Source organism: Candidatus Poriferisodalis sp., assembly GCF_965237655.1.
Classification (GTDB): domain Bacteria; phylum Actinomycetota; class Acidimicrobiia; order Acidimicrobiales; family Poriferisodalaceae; genus Poriferisodalis.
Genome location: NZ_CBDEGB010000002.1, coordinates 1036754 through 1058229, shown reverse-complemented (window position 1 = coordinate 1058229; position 21476 = coordinate 1036754). Strand labels below are relative to the sequence as shown.

Annotated in this window: 26 protein-coding genes and 1 pseudogene; 12 read left to right on the top strand and 15 right to left on the bottom strand. The window is 65.9% G+C overall.

Annotated elements, in window-relative coordinates; genetic code table 11:
- Positions 1-8: 8 nt before the first annotated feature.
- From alaS to ACPXYO_RS13000, 8 genes are all read right to left on the bottom strand, one after another.
- Complete coding sequence (alaS, locus tag ACPXYO_RS13035; RefSeq protein WP_423921183.1) at positions 9-2642, bottom strand: alanine--tRNA ligase; 2634 nt, start codon at positions 2640-2642, stop codon at positions 9-11.
- 72 nt (positions 2643-2714) lie between these two features.
- Positions 2715-2984 carry a hypothetical protein gene (locus ACPXYO_RS13030; RefSeq protein ID WP_423921180.1) on the bottom strand — a complete coding sequence of 90 codons (270 nt, stop codon included), beginning with the start codon at positions 2982-2984 and terminating at the stop codon, positions 2715-2717.
- A 1-nt stretch (position 2985) separates the two neighbouring features.
- The gene (locus ACPXYO_RS13025) at positions 2986-3399 is read right to left on the bottom strand and encodes a hypothetical protein (RefSeq protein WP_423921177.1); all 414 of its coding nucleotides are present in this window, start codon (positions 3397-3399) and stop codon (positions 2986-2988) included.
- The gene (gene aspS / locus ACPXYO_RS13020; RefSeq protein WP_423923854.1) at positions 3396-5210 is read right to left on the bottom strand and encodes an aspartate--tRNA ligase; all 1815 of its coding nucleotides are present in this window, start codon (positions 5208-5210) and stop codon (positions 3396-3398) included. Before aspS ends, ACPXYO_RS13025 begins: the two co-directional genes overlap by 4 nt.
- A gap of 31 nt (positions 5211-5241) precedes the next feature.
- Positions 5242-6618, bottom strand: coding sequence for a histidine--tRNA ligase (gene hisS / locus ACPXYO_RS13015; RefSeq protein ID WP_423921174.1), 1377 nt, complete (start codon positions 6616-6618; stop codon positions 5242-5244).
- Positions 6619-6746: 128 nt separating this feature from the next.
- Positions 6747-7157 carry a type II toxin-antitoxin system VapC family toxin gene (locus ACPXYO_RS13010; RefSeq protein WP_423921171.1) on the bottom strand — a complete coding sequence of 137 codons (411 nt, stop codon included), beginning with the start codon at positions 7155-7157 and terminating at the stop codon, positions 6747-6749.
- A 5-nt stretch (positions 7158-7162) separates the two neighbouring features.
- A complete protein-coding gene (locus ACPXYO_RS13005) occupies positions 7163-7477 on the bottom strand; it encodes a type II toxin-antitoxin system Phd/YefM family antitoxin (protein WP_423921169.1) in 315 nt (104 codons plus the stop codon).
- A gap of 112 nt (positions 7478-7589) precedes the next feature.
- Positions 7590-9827: a RelA/SpoT family protein gene (locus tag ACPXYO_RS13000; RefSeq protein WP_423921166.1), complete on the bottom strand. Its 2238-nt coding sequence runs from the start codon at positions 9825-9827 to the stop codon at positions 7590-7592.
- Positions 9828-10083: 256 nt separating this feature from the next.
- Here ACPXYO_RS13000 and ACPXYO_RS12995 point away from each other — a divergent pair, with 256 nt between their 5' ends.
- Positions 10084-10572, top strand: a complete 489-nt coding sequence (locus ACPXYO_RS12995) for a DUF4143 domain-containing protein (protein ID WP_423921164.1) — start codon at positions 10084-10086, stop codon at positions 10570-10572.
- A 228-nt stretch (positions 10573-10800) separates the two neighbouring features.
- Here ACPXYO_RS12995 and ACPXYO_RS12990 read toward each other — a convergent pair whose 3' ends face one another.
- Genes ACPXYO_RS12990 through ACPXYO_RS12980 form a run of 3 tightly spaced genes read right to left on the bottom strand, consistent with a single transcriptional unit; the run spans position 10801 to position 12180 of the window.
- Positions 10801-11193, bottom strand: a complete 393-nt coding sequence (locus tag ACPXYO_RS12990) for a type II toxin-antitoxin system VapC family toxin (RefSeq protein ID WP_423921162.1) — start codon at positions 11191-11193, stop codon at positions 10801-10803.
- Positions 11194-11213: 20 nt separating this feature from the next.
- Complete coding sequence (locus tag ACPXYO_RS12985; RefSeq protein ID WP_423921159.1) at positions 11214-11822, bottom strand: HD domain-containing protein; 609 nt, start codon at positions 11820-11822, stop codon at positions 11214-11216.
- A 31-nt stretch (positions 11823-11853) separates the two neighbouring features.
- The gene (locus ACPXYO_RS12980; protein ID WP_423921156.1) at positions 11854-12180 is read right to left on the bottom strand and encodes a hypothetical protein; all 327 of its coding nucleotides are present in this window, start codon (positions 12178-12180) and stop codon (positions 11854-11856) included.
- Between the two features lie 29 nt (positions 12181-12209).
- Here ACPXYO_RS12980 and ACPXYO_RS12975 point away from each other — a divergent pair, with 29 nt between their 5' ends.
- The 7 genes from ACPXYO_RS12975 to ACPXYO_RS12945 all read left to right on the top strand — a co-directional run bounded on the left by ACPXYO_RS12975 (position 12210) and on the right by ACPXYO_RS12945 (position 15435).
- Positions 12210-13043, top strand: coding sequence for an IS5 family transposase (locus ACPXYO_RS12975; RefSeq protein WP_423921153.1), 834 nt, complete (start codon positions 12210-12212; stop codon positions 13041-13043).
- Between the two features lie 118 nt (positions 13044-13161).
- Positions 13162-13284 (top strand): hypothetical protein, encoded by a 123-nt coding sequence (locus ACPXYO_RS12970; RefSeq protein WP_423921150.1) that lies wholly within the window; start codon positions 13162-13164, stop codon positions 13282-13284.
- The gene (locus ACPXYO_RS12965; protein WP_423921147.1) at positions 13281-13724 is read left to right on the top strand and encodes a hypothetical protein; all 444 of its coding nucleotides are present in this window, start codon (positions 13281-13283) and stop codon (positions 13722-13724) included. The genes ACPXYO_RS12970 and ACPXYO_RS12965 overlap by 4 nt, the downstream gene beginning before the upstream one ends.
- A gap of 218 nt (positions 13725-13942) precedes the next feature.
- On the top strand, positions 13943-14218 hold the full coding sequence (locus tag ACPXYO_RS12960; protein WP_423921145.1) for a DUF1778 domain-containing protein: 276 nt from the start codon (positions 13943-13945) through the stop codon (positions 14216-14218).
- Positions 14215-14727, top strand: a complete 513-nt coding sequence (locus ACPXYO_RS12955) for a GNAT family N-acetyltransferase (RefSeq protein ID WP_423921142.1) — start codon at positions 14215-14217, stop codon at positions 14725-14727. Before ACPXYO_RS12960 ends, ACPXYO_RS12955 begins: the two co-directional genes overlap by 4 nt.
- An 86-nt stretch (positions 14728-14813) precedes the next feature.
- Entirely contained in the window at positions 14814-15104 is a 291-nt protein-coding gene (locus tag ACPXYO_RS12950) for a nucleotidyltransferase family protein (protein WP_423921140.1), read from the top strand.
- A gap of 112 nt (positions 15105-15216) precedes the next feature.
- Entirely contained in the window at positions 15217-15435 is a 219-nt protein-coding gene (locus ACPXYO_RS12945; protein WP_423921137.1) for a hypothetical protein, read from the top strand.
- Positions 15436-15508: 73 nt separating this feature from the next.
- Here the strand turns inward: ACPXYO_RS12945 and ACPXYO_RS12940 are convergent.
- Positions 15509-16468 (bottom strand): annotated as a pseudogene (locus tag ACPXYO_RS12940) (IS3 family transposase).
- 111 nt (positions 16469-16579) lie between these two features.
- Positions 16580-16897, bottom strand: coding sequence for a type II toxin-antitoxin system VapC family toxin (locus ACPXYO_RS12935; protein WP_423921134.1), 318 nt, complete (start codon positions 16895-16897; stop codon positions 16580-16582).
- 153 nt (positions 16898-17050) lie between these two features.
- Here ACPXYO_RS12935 and ACPXYO_RS12930 point away from each other — a divergent pair, with 153 nt between their 5' ends.
- From ACPXYO_RS12930 to ACPXYO_RS12915, 4 genes are all read left to right on the top strand, one after another.
- Complete coding sequence (locus ACPXYO_RS12930; protein WP_423921131.1) at positions 17051-17341, top strand: nucleotidyltransferase family protein; 291 nt, start codon at positions 17051-17053, stop codon at positions 17339-17341.
- Positions 17268-17702, top strand: a complete 435-nt coding sequence (locus tag ACPXYO_RS12925; protein ID WP_423921129.1) for a DUF86 domain-containing protein — start codon at positions 17268-17270, stop codon at positions 17700-17702. The genes ACPXYO_RS12930 and ACPXYO_RS12925 overlap by 74 nt, the downstream gene beginning before the upstream one ends.
- A gap of 319 nt (positions 17703-18021) precedes the next feature.
- The gene (locus tag ACPXYO_RS12920) at positions 18022-18429 is read left to right on the top strand and encodes a prevent-host-death protein (protein ID WP_423921126.1); all 408 of its coding nucleotides are present in this window, start codon (positions 18022-18024) and stop codon (positions 18427-18429) included.
- Positions 18426-18851 (top strand): cytotoxic translational repressor of toxin-antitoxin stability system, encoded by a 426-nt coding sequence (locus tag ACPXYO_RS12915; protein WP_423921124.1) that lies wholly within the window; start codon positions 18426-18428, stop codon positions 18849-18851. The genes ACPXYO_RS12920 and ACPXYO_RS12915 overlap by 4 nt, the downstream gene beginning before the upstream one ends.
- 25 nt (positions 18852-18876) lie before the next feature.
- Here ACPXYO_RS12915 and secF read toward each other — a convergent pair whose 3' ends face one another.
- Positions 18877-19998: a protein translocase subunit SecF gene (secF, locus tag ACPXYO_RS12910; protein WP_423921121.1), complete on the bottom strand. Its 1122-nt coding sequence runs from the start codon at positions 19996-19998 to the stop codon at positions 18877-18879.
- A complete protein-coding gene (secD, locus tag ACPXYO_RS12905) occupies positions 19995-21458 on the bottom strand; it encodes a protein translocase subunit SecD (RefSeq protein WP_423921118.1) in 1464 nt (487 codons plus the stop codon). The genes secF and secD overlap by 4 nt, the downstream gene beginning before the upstream one ends.
- Positions 21459-21476: the final 18 nt, after the last annotated feature.

The following is a 21476-nucleotide window of genomic DNA, read 5'->3' as shown; positions in this document are numbered from 1 at the left end:
CCGGCGCCTCAAGCCCCGAGTGCCGCTACTCGGGCCTGGGCCAGGGCGTCGCCGATGCCGTCAGGATTGCGACCGCCGGCCACCACCAACGGCGGGTCGCCTTTCGCGCCAAATCCTCCGCCGACCGTCCGGGCAGCGTCTCGCAGAAGGTCGCCCGCCGACAGGTTGCCGGCCGGATCCACCGCCGCCACTAGGGCCACTCCCCCAGCGGCGGGCGCAGAGGCCAACACGACGGCCCGGATGCCCCCACGGTCGCGCACCGATACGGCGAGGTCCTTCAGCGCATCGCGCTCGAGATCGCCGAGGTCGGCGATGACCACGCCATCGTCGGCCATGGCAGCCAGTTCAGCGGCCCGCGACGACGCCATTGTGCGTTGCAGGTCGCGCACTTGCCGGCGCAGCTTCTTGGTCTCGTCCAGACGCCGCTGCACCGCAGAGGCGATCTCATCTGGCTGAGCGTTCAACATCTCAGCCAGCGAGTCCAGCGTGTCCTCGGCATCCGCGAGCCGCTCCACGGTGGCAAGCCCGGTCACCGCCTCGATGCGTCGCATGTTCGAGCCGATGCTCGACTCCGAGACGATCCGCAGGTGCCCGATGTCGCCGAGTGCAGCCACGTGGGTGCCCCCGCAGAGCTCGGTCGAGTGCTCCCCCGCTTCGAGCACGCGCACCACGTCGCCGTACTTGTCTCCGAAGAATGCAATTGCGCCAATGGCTTGCGCGTGGTTCATCGAGGTCTCGTAGTGCCGGCAGCGGCCGTTGGTGATGATCTCGGCGTTTGCGACGCGCTCGATCTCACGCAGCTGGTCGCGGTTGACGCCCTCGTAGTGGCTGAAGTCGAAGCGCAGTCGGTCTGGTGCCACCAGCGAGCCCGCCTGTTTGACATGATCGCCCAGCACTTCGCGCAGCGCCCAGTGCAGGATGTGGGTGCCGGTGTGGTTGCGTCGAATGGCCGCCCGGCGCTGGTCATCGATCTCGGCGCTGACCAGCGATCCGGACTCCACGCGTTCGCCATGAACGCGCCCGATGTGGCGGTGCAGATCGGCAAGCGCATACGTGCAATCGAGCACCTCGATGCTGCCGTCAGGTCCCGAGATCGTCCCGGTGTCACCGATCTGTCCACCGCTCTCGGCGTAGAACGGCGTGCGGTCCAAGAACACCTCGACGAGGTCGTCCTCGCCGTCCTGATCATCGTCTCGAGCCGACTCGAACACCGCCAGCACCCGTGTCTCGGACACCGCCGGCGTGTCCCGTACGAATTGAGTTGGCCCGAACTGCGCCAGGATCTCCCGGTAGCGCTCGTCGGCGAAGGTAGGTCCGCCCGAACGACCAGCCCGCGCCCGCTCGCGCTGGCGTTCCATGGCGGCATCGAAGCCGTCACGGTCGAGGCTCAAGCCGCGTTCGGTGAGGATCTCTTCGGTCACCTCCACCGGGAAGCCGTGGGTGTCGTGCAGCAGGAAGGCGACCTCGCCATCGAGCACTGTGTTTGCTGATTCCGGGTTTGCTGCATCTGCCCCCTCGAGCCCGGCGGTGGCTTCATCGAGGATCTTCTGGCCTGTAGCAAGCGTGGTCCGGAAGCGCTCCTCCTCGCGGGCCACCACGTCCGCGATGAATTGCCGGTTGGCGACCAGGTCGGTGTAGTGGTCGCCCATGACGTCAACGACGATGTCCACCAGCCGGGGCATCACCACCTCGTCGACCCCCAGCACCCAGGCGTGGCGCACAGCACGGCGGATAATGCGACGCAGCACGTAGCCGCGGTCTTCGTTGGAGGGGAATACGCCGTCGGAGATGAGCATCGCCGTGGTGCGGGCGTGGTCGGCGAAGATCCGCATTGAGACGTCGGTCTCGGGGTCTGCGCCGTAGGTCTTGCCGCAGATGCGCTCGGCCTCGGCCAGCAGGGGCGCAAACAGGTCGATGTCCCACGCCGCTGGCACGCCTTGCAGCACCGCCAGGATCCGTTCGAGGCCGGCGCCGGTGTCGATTCCGGGTGCATCCAGCGGTGTCATCTCGCCGGTGCCGTCAGCTGCGAACTGCATGAAGACGAGGTTCCAGATCTCGACAAAGCGATCCTCGCCGCCGTGCGCGGGGCCGCCGTCGGGGCCGTGGTCGGGTCCGATGTCGTAGAAGATCTCGCTGCAGGGTCCGCATGGGCCGACATCGCCCGCCGCCCACCAGTTGTCCTTGTCGAGTCGCTGGATGCGCTCGGCTGGAACGCCGACCTTGGTCTGCCAGATCTCGGCGGCATCGTCATCGCTGACGTGGACGGTCACCCAGAGCTTGTCCCGTTCGAGTCCGAGTACTTCGGTGACGAACTCCCACGCCCACGGGATGGCTTCGGCCTTGAAGTAGTCGCCGAAGCTGAAGTTTCCCATCATCTCGAAGAACGTGAAGTGCCGGTTGGTGCGGCCGATGTCGTCGAGATCGTTGTGCTTGCCGCCGGCCCGGACGCACTTCTGGATGGTGACCATGCGCCGCGTCGGAGGCACCTCGGAGCCGAGGAAGTACGGCATGAACGGCACCATGCCAGCCACCGTGAACAGCAGCGACGGCTCGTGCGGAATCAGGCTCGCGGAGGGGCGAACCTCGTGGCCTCGCTCTGCCCAGAATGAGCTGAACGCTTCACGCAGTTCGTCGGCGCGCATCGGAGCAAGGATACCGATGAGCCTTCGCGGCCTCCGTGGCCGCCGATGGGCCTCCGCCGGCTCAGTGGCGCCTCAGGCGGCCTCGCGGCGGTGACGGCGCTCAGCCCAGCGACGGTCACGTTCGTCACGCAGCCGCTGCTCGGCGTTTTGCATCTGGCGCTTGCCGTCCCGCCAGGCGATTCGCAGGTCGCGGCGCATCTGGCGTGCGGTGCCCAGCACATTGGCCGTGCCCCGTACTGGTGCGTAGCGGTCCAGGAGCACCCGCAGCCGCCGTTGCACCCACAGCGAGGCGCCAGCGCCCAATCCGGCGCCCAAGGTCAACCAGCGCATCCGCTTCAGCATCTCAGCGCTCCTCGCTCTCGCTGCTGGGAGCAGTCTCGCGCCCTTCGTCTGAGGGTTTGCCCCGGAGTCCTGTGCTCGATGTCTGCGCTCCGCGCAGCACAGAAATAGCCGAGCGAACCTTGTCGACCGGCAACGAAGCGGCCCGCGCCGTGGCTGCCCCGGCTGACTCAGCCAACCCTGCGACCTTCTGGGCAACGTTCAACAGGTCACGCAGGCGGCTGATCTCGGCCTGGGCCATCTCGGCGGTGTCCGCCAGCTGGCTCAGTGCCGGTCCGGCCGTGGTATCGAATTCCTCGAGCTTGCGCCGAAGCTCTCGCATCAGGGCGAACGCCTGAGTCAGCACCGCGATGAGCACTACGAGCGCGATCACGACGCAGACTGTCACCACCACGGCGGCAAGATCGCTGCTGCTCATGATTCGTCCTCTTCGTCGCTGAGCACGAGAGCGAGGCCCAGCTCGTCGAGTTGGACATCGGAGATCGCAGACGGGGAATTCGTGAGCGGGTCGGCGCCGGACTGGCTCTTGGGAAATGCAATGACCTCACGGATGTTCTCCTCGCCGCACAGCAACGCCGCCAGGCGGTCGATGCCGAAGGCGAAGCCGGCATGCGGCGGAGCGCCGAACCGGAATGCATCCAGCAGGAATCCGAATCGCTCCTTCGCTGCGGCGGGCTCGATGCCCAGCAGGTCGAAGATCTGCTGCTGGATGTCGCCCCGATGGATCCGGACGCTGCCCGAGCCCAACTCCCAGCCGTTCAGCACCAGGTCGTACGCCTGCGATCGCACGTCGAGCAGCGTGTCGGCGTCGAAGCCTCCACCGGCCGCCATCCGCGTCGAGGCCGCTGCGACCGTTTCGAGATCGTCGGTGTGGGGCATCGTGAACGGATGATGTGCCGGTGCCGGAAGACCGTCGGCGTTCACGTCGTCGAACAGCGGGAAGTCCACGACCCACAGGAAGTGCAGCCCGCCCTCGTTCACCGGCGGACGGCCCAGCTCCAGTCGCAGCAGTCCGAGCACTCCGCTGGCTCTGCGCCAGGTGTCGGCCACCAGGTAGCACATGTCCCCCGGCTCGGCGCCCAGACGCTCCAGAACGCCGTCGATTTCGGCGTCGGACATGAACTTCGCAACCGGCGACACGACGGCCAGCCGGCCGCCTGCCGCGCTGCGGGCTCCATCGAGGGGCGACTCGCCGGCGCTGACTCGCATCCAAACGAGGCCCTTGGCGCCCCAGCGCTGGCAGTGCTTGGTGAGATCGTCGACCGCGTTACGGCTGATGTCGCCGCCGCGGGGCACCCGGATGCCCCGCACGGCGGGCGCTTTGAACGCATTGAATCCCGTCTCGGTGAACAGGTCGCTGAGCTCGACGAGCTCGAGCCCAAAGCGCAGGTCCGGCTTGTCCGATCCATAGCGGTCAATCGCTTCGTGCCAAGTGATCTCGGGCATCGCTGCGGGGCGCACACCGGTGATCTCCTCGACAGCCTCTGCCACTGCGGTGCTGATCACGGCTCGCACCTCGGCGCCGGTGGCAAAGCTCATTTCCAAGTCGAGCTGGGTGAACTCGAACTGGCGATCCGCTCGAAGGTCCTCATCCCGCAGGCATCGAGCGATCTGGTAGTAGCGGTCGATCCCGCCCACCATGCAGAGCTGCTTGAACAGCTGCGGGCTCTGCGGCAGCGCATAGAAGCGGCCTTGATGCAGCCGGCTGGGCACCACGAAGTCACGGGCGCCTTCCGGCGTCGACGCCACCAGTGTGGGCGTCTCGATCTCGATGAACTCGGCGGCCTCCATCGAGCGCCGGATCGCTGCGTTGACACGCGCCCGTTTCACCAGGTTCGAATGCATGCGGGGGTTGCGCAGATCCAGGTAGCGATGCCGGATGCGCAGCATCTCGTCCACTTCGGTACGACCGTCGACCTGGAACGGCGGCGGCTCCGAGCGAGACAGCACCTCGACGGTTGCATCGCCGATCTCGATCTCGCCCGTGGCCAGGTCGGGATTGGCAGTATCTGATGGGCGCTCCCGAACTGTCCCGGTCACCGCCAGCACGTACTCCGAACGCAGATCGTGTGCGTGGTCTACGACGCACTGCACGAGGCCCGTCCGGTCGCGCAGGTCGACGAAGGCCAGGTGCTCGCCATGCTCACGACGCCGGGAAACCCAGCCGCACACGGTGACTTCCCGGCCGATGTCGGCGCGGCTGAGCCGCCCGCAATAGTCGGTACGCATGCCAGTGATCACTCGGTCAGTCCTTTGGGGTTCAAGCTGGGTTCGAGCTGTCAGCGGAAGCGGGCGCCGGGGCGTTCAGCACGTCAAAGACGGTTCGCAGCGTGCCAAGCAATTCCGACCGCGGCACGGTCTGCTGCGGCATGTCTGTACTGCCGCCGTCGGCGCGTCGCAGCGGCCGGACCGTGACCCTGCCGGCGTCAATCTCGTCGGTTCCCACGATGAGCGCGATCTGGGCACCGGAGCGGTCAGCGGCCCGCATCTGCGCCCGTATGGATCGGTCGTCGAAGGCACGGTCGGCTCGCACGCCGATGGACCGCAGCTGGTGTGTGAGGTCGCGTGCCGCAGCACCTCCAGCGGTGTCGATCACCCACACCTCGGCTCGCTGCGCTGACACGTCGAAGACGCCCTCGGCATCGCATGCGAGCAGCAGCCGCTCGATGCCCAGCGCAAACCCGATGCCTGGCGTGGGCGGCCCACCGAGTGCCTCGACGAGGCCGTTGTAGCGGCCGCCGCCGCAGATGGTGTCCTGGGCGGTGTCCAAGCTTGCGGCGCGGAACTCGAACGTGGTGCGGGTGTAGTAGTCGAGACCCCGCACCAGCTTGGGCTCGACTTCATGTTCGATCCCGAGAGCGCCGAGGCCCTCGCGCACCCGTTCAAAGTGGGCGGCGGTCTCGCCAGACAGGAAGTCTGTGATCTGCGGGGCCTCAGCGGCCACCGCTGCGGTTGCGGCACGTTTCGAGTCCAGGATGCGCAGCGGGTGGCGCTCGATCTTGTCCCGATCGGCGGGATCTACGTCGTCAGCCCGGCGTTGCAGGTAGGAGGTGAGTGCCTCGCCATACGCCAAGCGGGTGTCGGCGTCGCCCATGGAGTTCAGCAGCAGCGGCACCCGCTGCAGCCCGATGGCACCGAAGAACTCGGCCGTTAGAGCGATGATCTCGACGTCAGCGTCAGGGTCGTCGGTGCCCAGCGTCTCTGCGCCGATCTGGTGGAACTGGCGGTAGCGGCCCGCTTGAGGCGACTCGTAGCGGAAGAACGGTCCCTGGTACCAAACCTTCCAGGGCGTCGTCGGCCGGTGCTGGGCGAATGCCCGGCACACCGATGCCGTTCCCTCGGGCCGCAACGCGAGCCGTCGATCGCTGCGATCGGCGAATTCGTACATCTCCTTGCCGACCACGTCGGTGCCCTCGCCAATGCGGCTGAACACGCCGATGTCCTCGAAGATCGGCGTCTGCAGGTAACCGAAGCCAGCTCGGTCCGCTGCGCCGATGAATGTGCCCAAGAGCGCGACCCAACGACCCGATTCGGGCGGGGCCAGGTCGTGCGTTCCAATCGGCGTCCGGAAGGATTTCCCGGCTGTTGCCTCGTCACCGTCGGAAGGGCGCGCAGGCGTCGAAGGCGTACCGGACATGACCAGCGCAGGCTACGGCCCGACCAGCGCCAGTCCTAGCTCAGCTTGCATCGACCCGACTCGGTGAATGGCGGCGGGAGCGCCGATTGCATATCGACATTCGTGAGCGATGGTGTCGATTGACGAGATCAGGCTGCTGGATCGAGCAACTGGACGAGACGAGTCCTTTCGGCCCAGTCATGGATCGCTGCGTCTGTCGTCGCCAGCGTCAATCCGTGGAGGATGGCCGTGGCGACGATCACCTGGTCGGCGGGATCGCGGTGAAAACCCGAGTTCATCAGCAAGACCGACTCGACAGCGATGTCACCGTCAACGGGCAGCTCGCGCAGACCCGATGCGAGACGCTCCCGGCGCCATGTCGCCGGATGTTGGCCGAGGTTGATGCGGCCATGATGGTGCAGCCGAGTCGTCTCCACGAACGTGATCGCGGAAACCGCCACCTCGCCGTCATCAAGAGCGCTCTCCACCGCTTCTTTGAACCCGTCGCTGAGGTCGGCGCTGTCGGACACCAAGCGCAGCAGCACATTGGTGTCAAGCACGAGGCTCATTGCTGCGGGGCCGACTCGACCACCTGCTCGGGCCGGGCGATCATGTCCCAGTCCTCGGTTGGGATCGCCGGCTCGCTGTCGATATCGGCGAGGATTCGAAGCTGGCCCACACACGACCCCACCAGCTTCGGCCGTCCATCTCGGATTGCGCTCACTCGCACCACCGCACGCCGCCGTTTGGTGACGACGATCTCGGCACCGGTCTCGTGCACCTCGTCCATCAGGCGCAAACAGTTCGTCTTGAACTCGCCGGCTGGAACGACACGTCCAGCCAATGCGCCGTAGTGCCTGCCTGTTTCATCTCCTGCCATGAACACAGTCTAGTCACAATAAACACACCATGGTTACCAGTTAACGACTATACAACTAGCCCAAGGCGCACGGCGACCGCTGGGCCGGGCCCTCAGCAATTGGTGCGCACCCTCAGTATTCGGTGCGGGCTAGGCCTTCGATGGTGCGGTACGCGTCGAACACGCCATTGACGTCCCGCAATGCCGCCAGCAGCTGATCCAGCAGCACCGGATCGCCGACCTCGACCTCGAACTGCATCACTGCCACCTGATCGTCGCCCACAAACGTGTCGCAGCTGGCGATCGACAGGTCATGGCGGCCCGAGACCACGTTGACAACGTCGAGCAGCAGCCGGTTGCGGTCGAGGCCCCGAACCTCCAGCGCCGCGGCGAACTCGCCCGCCCAGCTCTCGTCCCACTCCACCTCGACCTGCCGGGCGTTCGACGACGTCGCCAGCTCGGCCGCGTTGGCACAGTCGGCGCGATGCACCGAGAGGCCGCGCCCGCTCGTGGCGAAGCCCAGGATCTCGTCGCCGCGCACCGGGCTGCAGCAGCGGGCGAGGCGCACCAGCGAGTCGTCGTGGCCGTCGACATGAACGCCGGCGGAGCGGCGACGGCGTGAGCCGCGCTGGCGGGCGGGGCGGGCCGGCAGTTGCACGCCGTCGCCCTCGTCGCGCAGGTTGTCGACGAGTCGCTTGGCCACTGAATGCGACTGAATGTCGCCCTTGCCAACCGCTTCGAAGAGCAGCTCGGGGTCGGCCCGGCTGAACTGCTCCGCCACTGCTTGCATCTCGTCGCCGTCGATGAGCAGCGACGCCTTGAGCCCTTCGGAGCGCAACTCGTCCGAGACGGCCTCCCTGCCGGCAGCCACCCATTCGGAGCGATCGGAGCGGGCGAACCAGCGCCGGATGCTGTAGCGGGCCCGGGGGGTGACCGCAGTCTCCAGCCAATCGCGCGACGGCCGGGTTCCCGGATCGTCTGACGTGAACGCTTCGATCGTGTCGCCCGAGCGCAGCGCCCGATCGAGCGGCACCAGCCGCCCGTCGATCTTGGCGCCGATGAGCGAGTCGCCGATGTCGGTGTGGATGGCGTACGCGAAGTCGATGGGCGTGGCGCCGGTCGGCAACGTCACCACGTGGCCCTTGGGCGTGAACACGTACACCTCTCCGTGGCCCAGGTCGCTGGCGATGGTGCGCATGAACTCGGCCGGGTCGTCAGACTCTGCCTGCCACTCGACCAGACGGCTCAGCCACGGCATGTCCGCCTCGGCGGCCGAAGCGCCATTGCGCTCCGCCTTGTAGCGCCAGTGGGCCGCCACCCCGAACTCGGCCCGCTGATGCATCTCGACAGTGCGGATCTGCACTTCCACCGCGGTGCCCGAAGGTCCCACCACGGTCGTGTGCAAGGACTGGTACAGGTTGAACTTGGGCATCGCGATGTAGTCCTTGAACCGGCCAGTCACCGGTTTCCAGGTCGCGTGGATCGAGCCCAGGGCCGCGTACGCGTCGCGAATCGTGGGGACGACCACTCGGATGCCCACCAGGTCGAAGATCTCGTCGAACGAGCGGTTCTTGATGACCATCTTCTCGTAGACGCTCCAGTGGTGCTTCTTGCGTCCGGTCACCGTGGCGTCGATCTTCATCCGGGAGAGCTGATTGCGGACCTCGATCAGCACCTGGTCGACGTATCGCTCCTGCTCGGGTGTGCGCTCGGCCAGCATGCGGTCGATCTCGGCGTAGCGCTTCGGGTACAGCGCTGCAAACGCCAGGTCCTCCAGCTCGTCTCGCACCTGCTGCATGCCCAGCCGGTTGGCGAGCGGGGCGTAGATGTCGAGCGTCTCACGGGCGATGTCGGCCTGCTTGGTGCCATCCAGAGCCCCGATCGTGCGCATGTTGTGCAGACGGTCCGACAGCTTGATCATCAGCACGCGCGGATCGTTCGCAATAGCCACCAGCATCTTGCGCAGCGTGGCGGCCTGCTGTGCCTGCTTGGAAGCGAAGCGCACCCGGTCGAGCTTGGTGACACCGTCCACGATGGCCGCCACCTCAGAACCGAACTCGTCGGACAGCGCGACCAGCTCGACGCTGGTGTCCTCGATGGCGTCATGCAGCAGTGCTGCGGCGATCGACGTGTCGTCGAGGCCGAGATCGGCAACCACTCCGGCCACCGCGACCGGGTGGGTGATGTACGCCTCGCCGGTCTTGCGCCGTTGACCCTCGTGCGCCTGCGCAGCAGCCTCGTAGGCACGGATCACGAGCTCAGGTGATCGCTTCGGCCAGAGTTGCCGGTAACGCTCGACGACCGGCGAGATGTCGGCCGCGACGGTGTTCGGCAAGCGCCGCCACGGCAGCACACGCTTCACCGCCGGCATGGCGCTACACCCGACGCCTGCGAGGCGGCTCAGCCGACGCCGGGCCAAACGGACTGAAACTCACACCCTCATTCTGCCTCGTGCCCACCACGACACCTGGCAGCTCGGCCCAGGTCGGCGCCACGCGTGCATTCATGGCACGAGCGGCCGTGCAATTCTCGAACCAGAATTAGTGCAAATCTGTAACTAGCGATCATGCGAATCTAGAACTAATGAAGGTGCAATTCAGCAAATAGCTGCTGTGCAGATCTGACATTTGCGGTCCGGATGGTTCGAGAGCTATGTCGAGACCGTCGTCGAGCGCGATATCGCAGCCCTCGCAGACATCCGACGGCTCGCCGCGCTCGCACCGTTGCTGCGCTGGACTGCAGCCCAGACCTCGCAGGAGCTGAACCTCGCTGCCGCATCGAGACGGCTGGCCATCAGCCAACCGACCGTTGTCAGCTATCTCGACTGGCTCCGAACCGTGTTCCTGATACAAGAACTCCCGGCTTGGTCGCGCAACCTGTCGGCGAGAGCCATCCGGCGTCCCAAGCTTCACATCGCCGACACCGGCCTCGCTGCCCACTTGCTCGGCATCGGGCCCGATGCACTGCTGGCACCGATGTCGCAGACGCTCGGACCACCAACAACTCAGTATCGCCCCTCCGTCGATCCTGTTGGTTCCACCACTACATCGGGCACTGAAGCTGGCACGGGTTGTCGACGGTCGGGGTCCTGTACGAAAGGAAGATCCTGTGGATGATGCGGGCTTTGGGCTTGTCGTTCAACACCGGGGGCGCCGCGCCGGGGGACCTCAGGGCGTGGGCCCCTTTGGATCGACGGTGCCGTAGGTGGCTCGACTACCGGGGGAGGCCACACCGCCGTTGGTCCGTTGCCGGGATGCCGCGGCGCTCCAGACCCTCCTTGATTGACAGACGGCCGAAGCCGCCATGCGGGCGCCAGGCGCCACGCACACTGGGGAGCCCCACAATCAGCCCGTCGGGGCGACGACGCTCAGCAGCCGTGTGCGGTTGGCCCACTCGACGATTCTTCGGTCGGAGGTGACCAGCGTGTGGTCGCCCGACATGGCTGTGGCGGCGATGAAGCGGTCCATCGGGTCGCCGTGAAAGCCCGTGGTCTCCAGCATCGACGCGGCAACGGCGATCTCGGCAGTGACCGATACGACTCGCAGCCCGTCGCGCAGCCGTTCTCGCATCCATCGCTCGGGCGACATCCCGAGATCCAGCCGTCCTGCGAGGTGCAGACGCGCCGTCTCGGTGAATACGACAGACGAAACAGCGAGTTCAAAGCGCTCAAGCGCCTCGCTCAACAGCTCCACGGTCGAGCTCCCGAGGCTGCTGTCGCCTGCGAGCAGCTGGATCAAGATGTGCGTGTCGGCGTGAATCAACTTGGGTCTTGCCAGTCGTGGCCTTCGGGGTCAAGGACACGTCCGGGACGAGACTCCATGTCGTACTCGTCGGAATCGAACGCCGGTGCGGTGATGTCGCCGAGGATCCTCAGCTCGCCAGCGCACCGTCCGAAGATCGGGACAGGTCGATCAGGTTCCGGTGGCATGATCCGGGCAATCGGAACCTTGTGCCGCGTCACGACGACGGCTTCGCCGCTCTCGCTGACCTCCCGAAGCACTTGCAGGCAGTTGTCCTTGAACTCTCGCGCCCCAATGGTCCGCTCCGGCAGCGGCACTGATCCGGCTTCGGGCCATGCCTTCATGCGGCCAGTATATGTGGCCGCATCTGGGATGCCTCCGTCAGCGAGACATTGGGCGAACCGGACTCGTTCGAGCTTGGTGACGCCGTCGACGATCGCCGCGACTTCGGCGCCGAGCTCGTCGGCCAGCCCGACCAGTTCGACGCTGGTGTCTTCCACCGCGTCATGCAGCAGCGCCGCCGCGATCGAGGTGCCGTCGAGGCCCAAGTCGGCCACCACGCCTGCGACCGTTGCCGAATGTGTGATGTAGGCCTCGCCAGTTCGGCGCCGCTGGGCCGCAAGCAAGTTGGTCTGAACACTTCAACGGTGAAGTCTCCTACGGCTCGGCGGTGACGACCGGCGCCTCCCGTGGCGATTGGAATTCGAATTGCTCACCGCTGCATCGAGTCAACTGCTTCTCGAGCGAACGTCGCTCGGCAGCATCCAGGTTCAGCTCCCAGCGAGCCTTGACGGCTATCCAGTCGGCCGCGTACTGGCAGACATAGGAACCGCTTGGCGGCCACCATTCGCCGGGATCTCGCGCACCCTTGCTGCGGTTGGTCGAAGCGCTGACGGCAATAAGAGGCCGCGCCGATAGGCGACCATCCACCAGTCGTCGGGTTGGGCCCGCTGTGATGCGGGCTGCTGTTCCAACCGACGACATGGTGGAGGTGCCTGTTCATCATGCGCGCTTTGAGCAAGGCTGTGGTGGATGTCGTCTGGGCGGCCGTGGAGGCGTTGGTTCCCAGGCTGGCTGAGGATCATCCGCTGGGCTGTCACCGGCCCCGAATATCGGATCGGCTGTGCTTGCAGGGGATCATCTGGCGGCTGGTGACGGGCTGCTCGTGGGTGAGCGTGGAGCACCTTTTGGGCTGTGAGGTGTCCGACACGACGCTGCGGTCACGCCGCGACGAGTGGGTCGCTGCGGGCGTTTTCGACCAGATCGCAGCCGAGGCGATCGCCGCATGGGACCGCATCATGGGCCTGCGACTCGGTGATGTGTGCATCGACGGGTCCGTCCACAAGGCGCCCTGCGGCGGCCCCGGGACCGGCAAAAGCCCTGTCGACAGACGCAAATCGGGCTGGAAGTGGTCCCTCGCGGTCGACGCCGAAGGCGTGCCGGTCGCGTGGTGCGCGGACGGCGCGAACCGCAACGACATCATGCTGTTCGAGCCAACCATGGCCGAGCTCGAACGACAAGGACTGCATCACGACATCGACACCATCCACCTCGACCGCTGCTACTGGGGCGCCCGCGTCGACGCCGCCGCGGACGCGGCCGGGATCTGCGACTTGGCGCGGCCGCCCAAACGCAAACCCAGCGCCGGCCCTGCCGAGCCGGCCACCGCCCCGCTGGGGCTGCGCTGGCATGTCGAGCGCGCCAACTCATGGCTCGCCGGCTACGGGCAGCTCAGACGCAACACCGACCGCCGACCCGAGCACCGCCAAGCCCAACTCGCCCTCGCCGTCACCTTGATCATCACCCTCAAACTCATCGACCACCACGACCGCTGGCAACCCCACTGACCCACCTATCCGCTCATCCTCTAAGTCACCGCCTAGTGGTTTCGTGCCATGCTGGGCGTGTGGCTACAGCGAACGAGAAAGCCTGATGGGGAAGCGTCGCAGGGTCACGAAGAAAACGATGGAACGCAACCCCGCTCCCGAACTCGGGGCGCTGCCCGTCACCCCTGAGCAACTGGCGAAAGCCGTGTTCAGCGGTCCGCCGAAGGACGACTGGGACTACGAGCAGCGAGATGCGACGTGAAGATTCTGCTTGTAGCAGCGCTCGTGCTGTTCGCCGCGGGGTGCAGCGCTAGCACGCACGCTGACTATCTCGAAGCTGCTGATGGCGACGATCTCAGAATGGCTGCGTACGAGTTCCTCAATGACGTGTATATCGAGCTTGACGCAAAGCACCATGAGATGGGCACCATCGACTGCACCCGGGACACCGGCTGTGTCGAGAGTGTTGGGCAGATGCTCACTGAGCTGTGCGACACGATCACCGCAGACGACGATGTTGATGCAGACGACGTCGCCTGGGATCTGGTCGAGCGGAACTATCCGGGTCTGTCGAAACGCGACGCTGATCCGATTGCCGAGGTGCTCACGTTCACTGGCAGCATGCTCGCTAACGGCGATTCAGACTGGGCTCGCGACCGCACCGAATGGTGCTCCACAGGCTCCGAAGACGACAGCCCCTAGCCATGCTGCTGTGTAGCCATCCGTATAAGTCCCAAAATCATTCGCCACTTCCGCGACCGCCGTTGCGTTGTCTTCGACCCCTTCGAGGGTGTCGAACGGATGATCGAGGCGCGTTCACGACGCCGAGTCGGGTGTCGATTTGGACCTGTTGTTCGCGATGTCCGGAATCGAACCCGAGATCGCCGCCATTGTACGTCGATCCGACGTACACTCGGTGCATGAGCACCAAGACCGAACGGTGGACGCTGCGGGTGACGCCGATGCAGGACGCGATTGTCCGTCAGGCACTGCGTGCGACCGGAAAATCGCTCAATGAGTATGTCGTGAGCTGCGCATTGGCCTCCGCCACCGACGATCTGGCCGACCGCCGCGTGTTCGCGCTCTCGCCCGACGAGTGGGACCGGCTCGGTGACATCCTGGACCGGCCGGTCGGCGACAAGCCCAGGATCGCGGCTCTGCTCGCTGAGCCGTCGGTGCTTGAACGTCCGGGGTGAGCGCTTACCGCGGTCCGGAACTGCTCTCGGCCGCGCACGATGTCGACGCCTTCGACTGCGGCGACGAGGTCCTGAACAACTGGCTGCGCCGCAGAGCTCTTCGCAACCAGCGCGAGGGCTCGAGCCGAACCTGGGTCGTCGCACAAGCGGACCAGGCGGTGGCGTACTACGCATCGGGCACTGCAGTCGTGGCCCGCTCCGAGGCGACAGGTCGAGCGGCGCGGAACCAGCCCGACCCGCTGCCCGCGATGTTGCTCGGTCGCCTCGCCGTCGATCTCGGGCATCAGGGTGAAGGCCTTGCCGCCGCCCTGTTGAAGCACTTCCTGCTCACCGCCCTCGAAGTGGCTGAACTCACCGGGCTGCGCCTCGCCCTGGTACATGCAAAGGACGACCAGGCAAGCGGCTTCTACCGGCACTTCGGCTTCGAGCCGTCGCCCATTGACGACCTCACGCTGATGCTGCTCATCAAAGACATCCGAAGCCAAGGCGGCCTCGCCAGCACGCGCTAGCACTCAGGTTCTTATGGCGAGTACGTACCCACCACGCCATCTGAAAGCCATTCGCCACTTCCGCGACCGCCGCTACGCTCGGGTACGTGTCCCGGCGCGACGACATCCTTGGGCGCCACCGAGCCGCCATCAGAGACGCTGCGGCTCGGGGCAAAGCCACTTCTATCGCATTGGCGGGATCGGTCGCGCGCGGCACTGACGGTCCCAACAGCGATGTCGATCTCATCTGCGAGTGGGCGCCAGACGCAAGCCTGTTCGATGCATCAGGTCTCTTGGTCGAGCTCGAAGAGATACTCGGCTGCACCGTCGACATCTCCTCCGCCCGCATGCTCGAACCGCCGTATGTCGCGATGTCGGAGGACGCGATCCAGATATGAGCCGAAGCGATGAGGACCGCATCGAAGACATCCTCACAGCAGCGAAGCGCGTCAACGAGATCGCAGAGGCTGGCGAGAGGGCAGTCCGACACCATCGGGAGGGCAGAACCACGTGACCTTGCCGACGCTCACGGCGGTCCAGGTGCTGCTGCACCAAGGCATGCGGGCACAGGGTGTTGGCAAGGCCGAACCCGCTCGCCGCCTTGGATGGCACATGCCCCAAGTCGATCGAGTCCTGGACATCAACCATCATTCCCGGTCAGACCAGATGGACGCGGCGCTCAGGGCACTCGGCTGTCGCCTCACGGTCGAGGTGACCAACCCCGCTTAGCGCTGGCCGATCAGGCAGCTCGTGACCACTACAGCAGATGCACCTGACGGGGACCCGATAGTTGGTCCGGTCGTTATGGGTGTTGGATTGTCGTAGTCGTCGGGTGTGTGGGTTGGTGGTTGGCAGCGTAGGCGGCGGGGGTGAGTCCGCCGAGTGATCGGTGTGGCCGGTAGTGGTTGTAGTCGTGTCGCCAGTCCTCGATGACGACGCGTGCTTCTGTGAGGTTGGCGAAGTCCTCGATGTTGAGGCATTCGTCTCGGAGCCGTCCGTTGAACGATTCGATGTGGCCGTTCTCCCACGGGGCGCCGGGCTCGATGTACGCGGTGGCGGTGCCTGAGAGGCGGCACCAGTCCCGCAAGGCGTCGGCGACGAGCTCGGGGCCGTTGTCCATGCGCAGATGCCCAGGGGCGACCCGCTCAGCGGCGATCGCCTCGACGACCCCGTCGGCGCCGATGCTGTGATCCACCCAGATGGCGAGCGCTTCGCGGGTGTGCTCGTCGATCACGTTGAGCAGCTTGAGGCGCCGCCGAGCGGCAGTCTCGTCGTAGTGGAAGTCCAGCGCCCACACATGGTTCGGACGCTCAGCGCGCAGCTTGGCGGCGGTGCCGTCGCCGAGGCGGCGGCGCTTGTGCCGGCGCTGCGGGGGACGCTGCAGATGATGGGCGCGCCACACCGCACGCGCGGCGCTCCGACACCCCGAACCGGTCCTGCAGGCGCACCACTGCGGCCCGCCGGCGGTCCGGGGTCACCATGTTCCCTCCGCGAGGTCCTTCAGCATCGCCTTGTCCAGCTCTGCCTCGGCCAACAGCTTCTTCAACCGGGCGTTCTCGACGCGCAGCTCCTTGAGCTCCTTCATCTCCGCGGCCTTCATGCCGCCATAGGTGCTCCGCCACCGACTCCAAGTGGACTCGGTGATCTCCAGCTCCCGCAGAACCAGCCCGAGATCCTGGCCCGAATTCAACAACCGCTCGCCCTCACGCAGCTTGCGGATCGCCTGCTCCGGCGTATGACGCCGTCTTTTCATGTCGGTCATCCTCCCATCCTCCGGGAATCAGACCCACAACACCTGGACCCAAATCAGGGTCCCCTGTCAAGATAGTCGTCTGCGGCGTGTACGCGAGTGGGATGCGCCTGAGGCGAGCCGTTACGCGGCAAGCGTCGAGATCGGGTAGGCGAGCACTTTCTCGTCGGTCGTGACGAGGGTGTGTCCCTCAATCATCGATTGGGCGACGAGAAGCCGGTCGAACGGATCTGCGTGCAGATCCGGCAGCGTTCGCAAGCCCATCGCATGGGCTGCAGTGAGATCGAGCCAGTCCGCGCCGAGCCGGGCGACCAAGGCCTGGCAGCTGTGTTCCAGTGCGGCCGCAAGCTGATCTCCAAGCGCGGGGTCATGCGGCCCTGGTGCAAGAAAGCCCGCGCCCGCCAGCGCACCGACTACCGCTGACCAACAGAGCCCCAGCACAGTCGCATTCCCACCCTGCAGACCCGCTCTCCCGCCGTCCCTTGGGGCACGTTCGTCGCCTTCCGAACATGCCCCGCAGCTCGGTCGCGGCTCCACAAGTTCGATGCCGCACCTCACCGAAGACACCCACAATTGATTGGGTACGATGACGGCATGTCCCGCCGCGAAGAGATCCTCGCACGCCACCGCAACGCGATCCTCGACGCTGCTCGCAGGCACAACGCGTCGTCGATCGCGTTGGCCGGTTCCGTAGCCCGTGGCACCGACCACGACGAAAGCGACGGCGACTTCGTATGCACATTCGACCCCGGGACAACCCTGCTTGATGTAGCTGCTCTGCAGCGTGAGCTCAGAGAGCTGCTGGGCTGTGATGTCGATGTGTCGTCAGCGAAAGCGCTCGAGCCCCCCTACACCTCGATGCTCCGCGATGCGATATCGCTGTGACACGCAGCGACGAAGCCGAATTCAGGACATCATCGAAGCAGCCGAGATGGCCGCACGCAGTACCGCAGAGGGCCGCTCAGCTTTCTACGACGACTGGAAGAACATGCCCGTCGCGGCACAGATGATCAGCATCATCGGGGCGGCGGCATCGCGCCTCTCTGATACAGCTACCGCCAGCTACCCCGACATTCCCTGGGACGACATCCGGGGCATGCGGAACTTCATCGCCCACGAGTATCACAACATTGAACCAGAGATCGTCTGGGAGACACTCCGGACCAGCATCCCTGAGCTCGTGCGGTCCCTCGGCGAAGAACCTGTACGGCGGCAGCCGTCGCGAGGTCCCGGCCTGGGCATGTGACGCAATACATCGGTACTGGGAGCGATCCATGCCGACGCCTGCCCACTACTCGCCCTGTACGGCCTCAACGCTGACGCGTCCCTGTTCGAGGTCCCGCACTCGGCTGCCAAGCCAGAAGCTGGCTGCCACGAATGCCAAAGTGAGGCCCAACTTGCGGAGGCGGGGCGGGGCGGTGCGCGTGTAGCTCTCTGCGGCAAGCGCCTGACGGGAAGCTGTTCGTCCACGCCTGCCAGGGCTGATAGATTGTCGCGTACTTTAAGTACTTGACGTACGCCCAGTGCGTATCGCACGAATCGTGTGGAGGCCCGGGAACACACCAATGACATTCCTCTCCTATACCGATACCCGCAACCGACTCAGAGAGGTGCTCGACACAGCGGACGGGGGCGTGCCGATCGGCATCGAACGCCACGGTCACCGCGTCGTCTTGCTGGACTTGGCACGGCTGCACGAGCTCTTGGCGGACTCGCCGAGATTGCGCCGTCCCGAAGCCATCGCCGACGGGGACGGGTGGTCGGTGTTCCTGCCCGACACGCCCATCGCCGCAGACGGAGCCGACCTGGACGAGGCCACCGAGGAGTTCGTGGTTGCCTTGCGAGAATATGCGCAGGACTGGGTCGAACGACTGAGATTCGCCCCGAACCACGCGCAGCATTGGCCGCTGGTGCACTTCGTGTCGCTGAGCTCGCATGCCGACCTAGCCGCATGGGTTCGCGGCGGCCGGTGAGCTTCCCGGCAGCCAGTCGCGAGGACCACTGCCGCTTCTGCGAGGTCGAGGGCTGGCGACTGGTTCGGTCGGCCACCGTAAAACACAGCACCCACCACGAGACTCATGAGCTAGAGCTGCGAACAGGAGATGTGCTGCGAACCCGCATCTCGGGGCCGCCAGATCGCACGGTCTATGGCAGCGGGCTCTGGTCGCACATCCTCCGGGACCAGCTCAGGGTGAGTCCCGACGAGTTCTGGAAGTGCGTCGACGATGGCATCGCGCCGCAGCGAAGCCTGCCCGCCGCCCCTGAACGCTCTATCCCCACTGAAGTGCTGTACCTGCTCAAGCGACGAGTCGGCCTCTCGGAGAGCCAGATCGCCGAAATGACTGCAGAGACGGCAATCGAGCGGTTGCAGCAGTACTGGACCTCCGGCCAATAGCGGCCGTGCCGCGGCGCTGGGGCCTCTAGCGGCGGCGGCCCAACTTGCGTGGACGGGGCGGTGCGGTGCGCGTGTAGCTCTCTGCGGCGAGCGCCTGCGCGGCAGCTTCCATCGAGTCGTGGCGGCCGGCGGCTTCGGCTGCCACTTGGGCGGCCGCCCATCCCGGCTCGTAGCTCTTGAGCAAGGCAACCGCCGGCATGGCCACGAAGATGGAGCTGTACGAGCCGACGAGAAGGCCGATCAGCAGTGCGATCGCGAACTCCGACAGCGTGCCCGCACCAAGGATTCCGGCGCCCACCACCAGCAGCGATACCACCGGCAGCACCGAGGTAATCGACGTGTTGACCGATCGCGTCAGCACCTGGTTGAGCGACACGTTCGCGAGCGCGTGATACGTGAAGTGGCTGCGCGCGGGCAATGACCGCTCGTTGGACTTCACCCTGTCGAACACGACAATCGTGTCGTAGAGCGAATAGCCCATGATCGTGAGGAACGCCACCACGGTTGCCGGCGTCACCTCAAACCCGAAGAGCGCGTAGGCACCCACGGTCAGCACGATGTCGTGCGCCACCGCAATCAGCGCGCCGACCGACATCTTCCACTCGAAACGGAACCACAGGTACAGCGCGATCAGCACGAAGAACACCACGAGCGCCCGGCGGGCCTTGCCAGCGACCTCGTCGCCGAAGGACGGGCTGACCTGGCGCGTCGACAGGCTCTCCACGTCGACTCCGACGGCGTCAGCCAGCGTCGCGGCAACCCCAACGGCCGATGCATCTGGTGCGAGCACGCCGCGTACCCGGAAGATGTCGTCAGCGCCGGTGACCACAACGAGCTGAACCCGGGCGTCGGGCACGCCGGCCTCCGCGGCTGCGGCAGCGACGTCGTCGGTCGTCGGACCGTCGCCTGCTGTGTCGCTGGATCCCGCGTCCGCGTCGTCCCCCTCGGTGCTCTGGGCGCCAGCCGGAACGGGAATCTCCCACACAGAGCCGCCCTCGAACTCAATGCCGAGGTTCAAACCCCGCACTAGCAACGCCACCACGCAGATGAGCACGGCCACCGCTGAGCCCACGAGCACTTTGCGCGACACACGCAAGATGTCCCAGCTGTTCTCGCCTCGATAGAAGGTGCGCAATGTTGCGATCACGCTGTGCCTCCCGTCAGCGCGGCCACCGGGACGTCGTCGTCAGCGGAGGGCAGCACTCCCAGCCGCCGGGGCTCCTCGTTCACCAGCCTGCGAGCCACGAGTACCACCAACGGCCGCATGAAGAAGTACGACACAGCCAAGTCGATGAGCGTGGCCAACCCGAGATACAGGGCGAAACCGCGGACGGTGCCGCTGGTGAGCTGGTAGAGAACGCCTGCGCCGATGAGCGATGCCATGTCGGCCCAGACAATGGTCGCGAATGCTCCCTTGAAGCTGGCGTCGGCGGCCGAGCGGACCGCCCGGCCGCGCCGCACTTCTTCCTTGATCCGCTCGTAGTAGACGATGTTCGAGTCGACCTGGACGCCGATCGACACGATGATGCCGGTGGTTCCAGCCAGCGTCAGCGCGAGCCCGCGGCTCTCACCCAGCCAGCTGATGAGCGACCACAAGACGGATCCGCTGATGGCCAGGCTGGACACTGCAACGAGGCCGAGCAGCCGGTAGTACGCCAGCATGTACAGACCGACCAGGATCAGTCCGACGATGCCCGCGATCACGCCCGCACGCAGCGTTCCTTCGCCGAGGGTTGCCGACACGGTCCGCACATCGTCCTGCTCGAACTCGACCGGCAACGCGCCGAACCGCAGCGCTACGGCGAGATCGCGCGCCTCGGGCTCGCCGAACGTGCCCGAGATGACCGCAGTGCCCTCGAACTCGGTCGCGCGGATGACGGGGGCGGACTCGACAACGCCGTCGAGAACAATCGCCACCTGCTGGCCGAAATAGCGAGCGGCAATCTCGTCGAAGCCAACAGCACCCTCGTCAGTGAGGTCCAGGTTCACAACCCACTCGTTGTTGAACGTTGCCGCAGCCTCGGAAACGGCTTCTCCGGTCAGCTCGGCAGGACCGAGCACGTAGCCGACGGGCTCGCCCCGACCCGGCAGGACCACGGCCCGGTCGGCGACGTCGTCCTCGGGCAGCGTGAAATCCGGGAGTTCTTCGATCTCGATGACGTTGGGGTCGGCGGCGATGTCTTCGCCTTCGGGATCGATCGCACCGTTGTACGCATCCGCGAAGTCGATGGCCGCGCGGAACTCGGCCTCGTCAAAGAGGCTGAAGTTCAGCAGCACGGGACGGAACCGGAGTTCCGCTGTCTGGCCCACCAAGTCGACAGCACGCTGCTTGTCCTTGACGCCGGGCAGCTGAATCACGACTTGTTCGCCCTGGCGGGTGATGTCGGGCTCGGCCACGCCCAAGGCGTCGACGCGCGACCGGATGATCTCAATGGCGCGATCCATTTGCTCGTCGTCGGTCGGTGAGGTCGGGCGCAGCAGCACCTCGACGCCCCCCTGCAGCTGCACGCCCAGCACGGGTGCCCAGCCAGCAGCCAGCACGCCCGCGAGCGAGCCAAATCCGATCAGGATCGCGACAAGGAGCGAGACGATCTGCGAGCGGCGCACGTCAGACCTCGGAAACCA

Excerpts from the sequence above, each read along its gene's own strand:
- alaS (WP_423921183.1), bottom strand. The coding sequence starts at position 2,642 with ATGCGCGCCGACGAACTGCGTGAAGCGTTCAGCTCATTCTGGGCAGAG.
- ACPXYO_RS13030 (WP_423921180.1), bottom strand. The coding sequence starts at position 2,984 with ATGCTGAAGCGGATGCGCTGGTTGACCTTGGGCGCCGGATTGGGCGCT.
- ACPXYO_RS13025 (WP_423921177.1), bottom strand. The coding sequence starts at position 3,399 with ATGAGCAGCAGCGATCTTGCCGCCGTGGTGGTGACAGTCTGCGTCGTG.
- aspS (WP_423923854.1), bottom strand. The coding sequence starts at position 5,210 with ATGCGTACCGACTATTGCGGGCGGCTCAGCCGCGCCGACATCGGCCGG.
- hisS (WP_423921174.1), bottom strand. The coding sequence starts at position 6,618 with ATGTCCGGTACGCCTTCGACGCCTGCGCGCCCTTCCGACGGTGACGAG.
- ACPXYO_RS13005 (WP_423921169.1), bottom strand. The coding sequence starts at position 7,477 with ATGGCAGGAGATGAAACAGGCAGGCACTACGGCGCATTGGCTGGACGT.
- ACPXYO_RS13000 (WP_423921166.1), bottom strand. The coding sequence starts at position 9,827 with ATGCCGGCGGTGAAGCGTGTGCTGCCGTGGCGGCGCTTGCCGAACACC.
- ACPXYO_RS12980 (WP_423921156.1), bottom strand. The coding sequence starts at position 12,180 with ATGTCGTCGGTTGGAACAGCAGCCCGCATCACAGCGGGCCCAACCCGA.
- ACPXYO_RS12970 (WP_423921150.1), top strand. The coding sequence starts at position 13,162 with ATGGAACGCAACCCCGCTCCCGAACTCGGGGCGCTGCCCGTCACCCCT.
- ACPXYO_RS12960 (WP_423921145.1), top strand. The coding sequence starts at position 13,943 with ATGAGCACCAAGACCGAACGGTGGACGCTGCGGGTGACGCCGATGCAG.
- ACPXYO_RS12930 (WP_423921131.1), top strand. The coding sequence starts at position 17,051 with ATGTCCCGCCGCGAAGAGATCCTCGCACGCCACCGCAACGCGATCCTC.
- ACPXYO_RS12925 (WP_423921129.1), top strand. The coding sequence starts at position 17,268 with ATGTCGATGTGTCGTCAGCGAAAGCGCTCGAGCCCCCCTACACCTCGA.
- ACPXYO_RS12920 (WP_423921126.1), top strand. The coding sequence starts at position 18,022 with ATGACATTCCTCTCCTATACCGATACCCGCAACCGACTCAGAGAGGTG.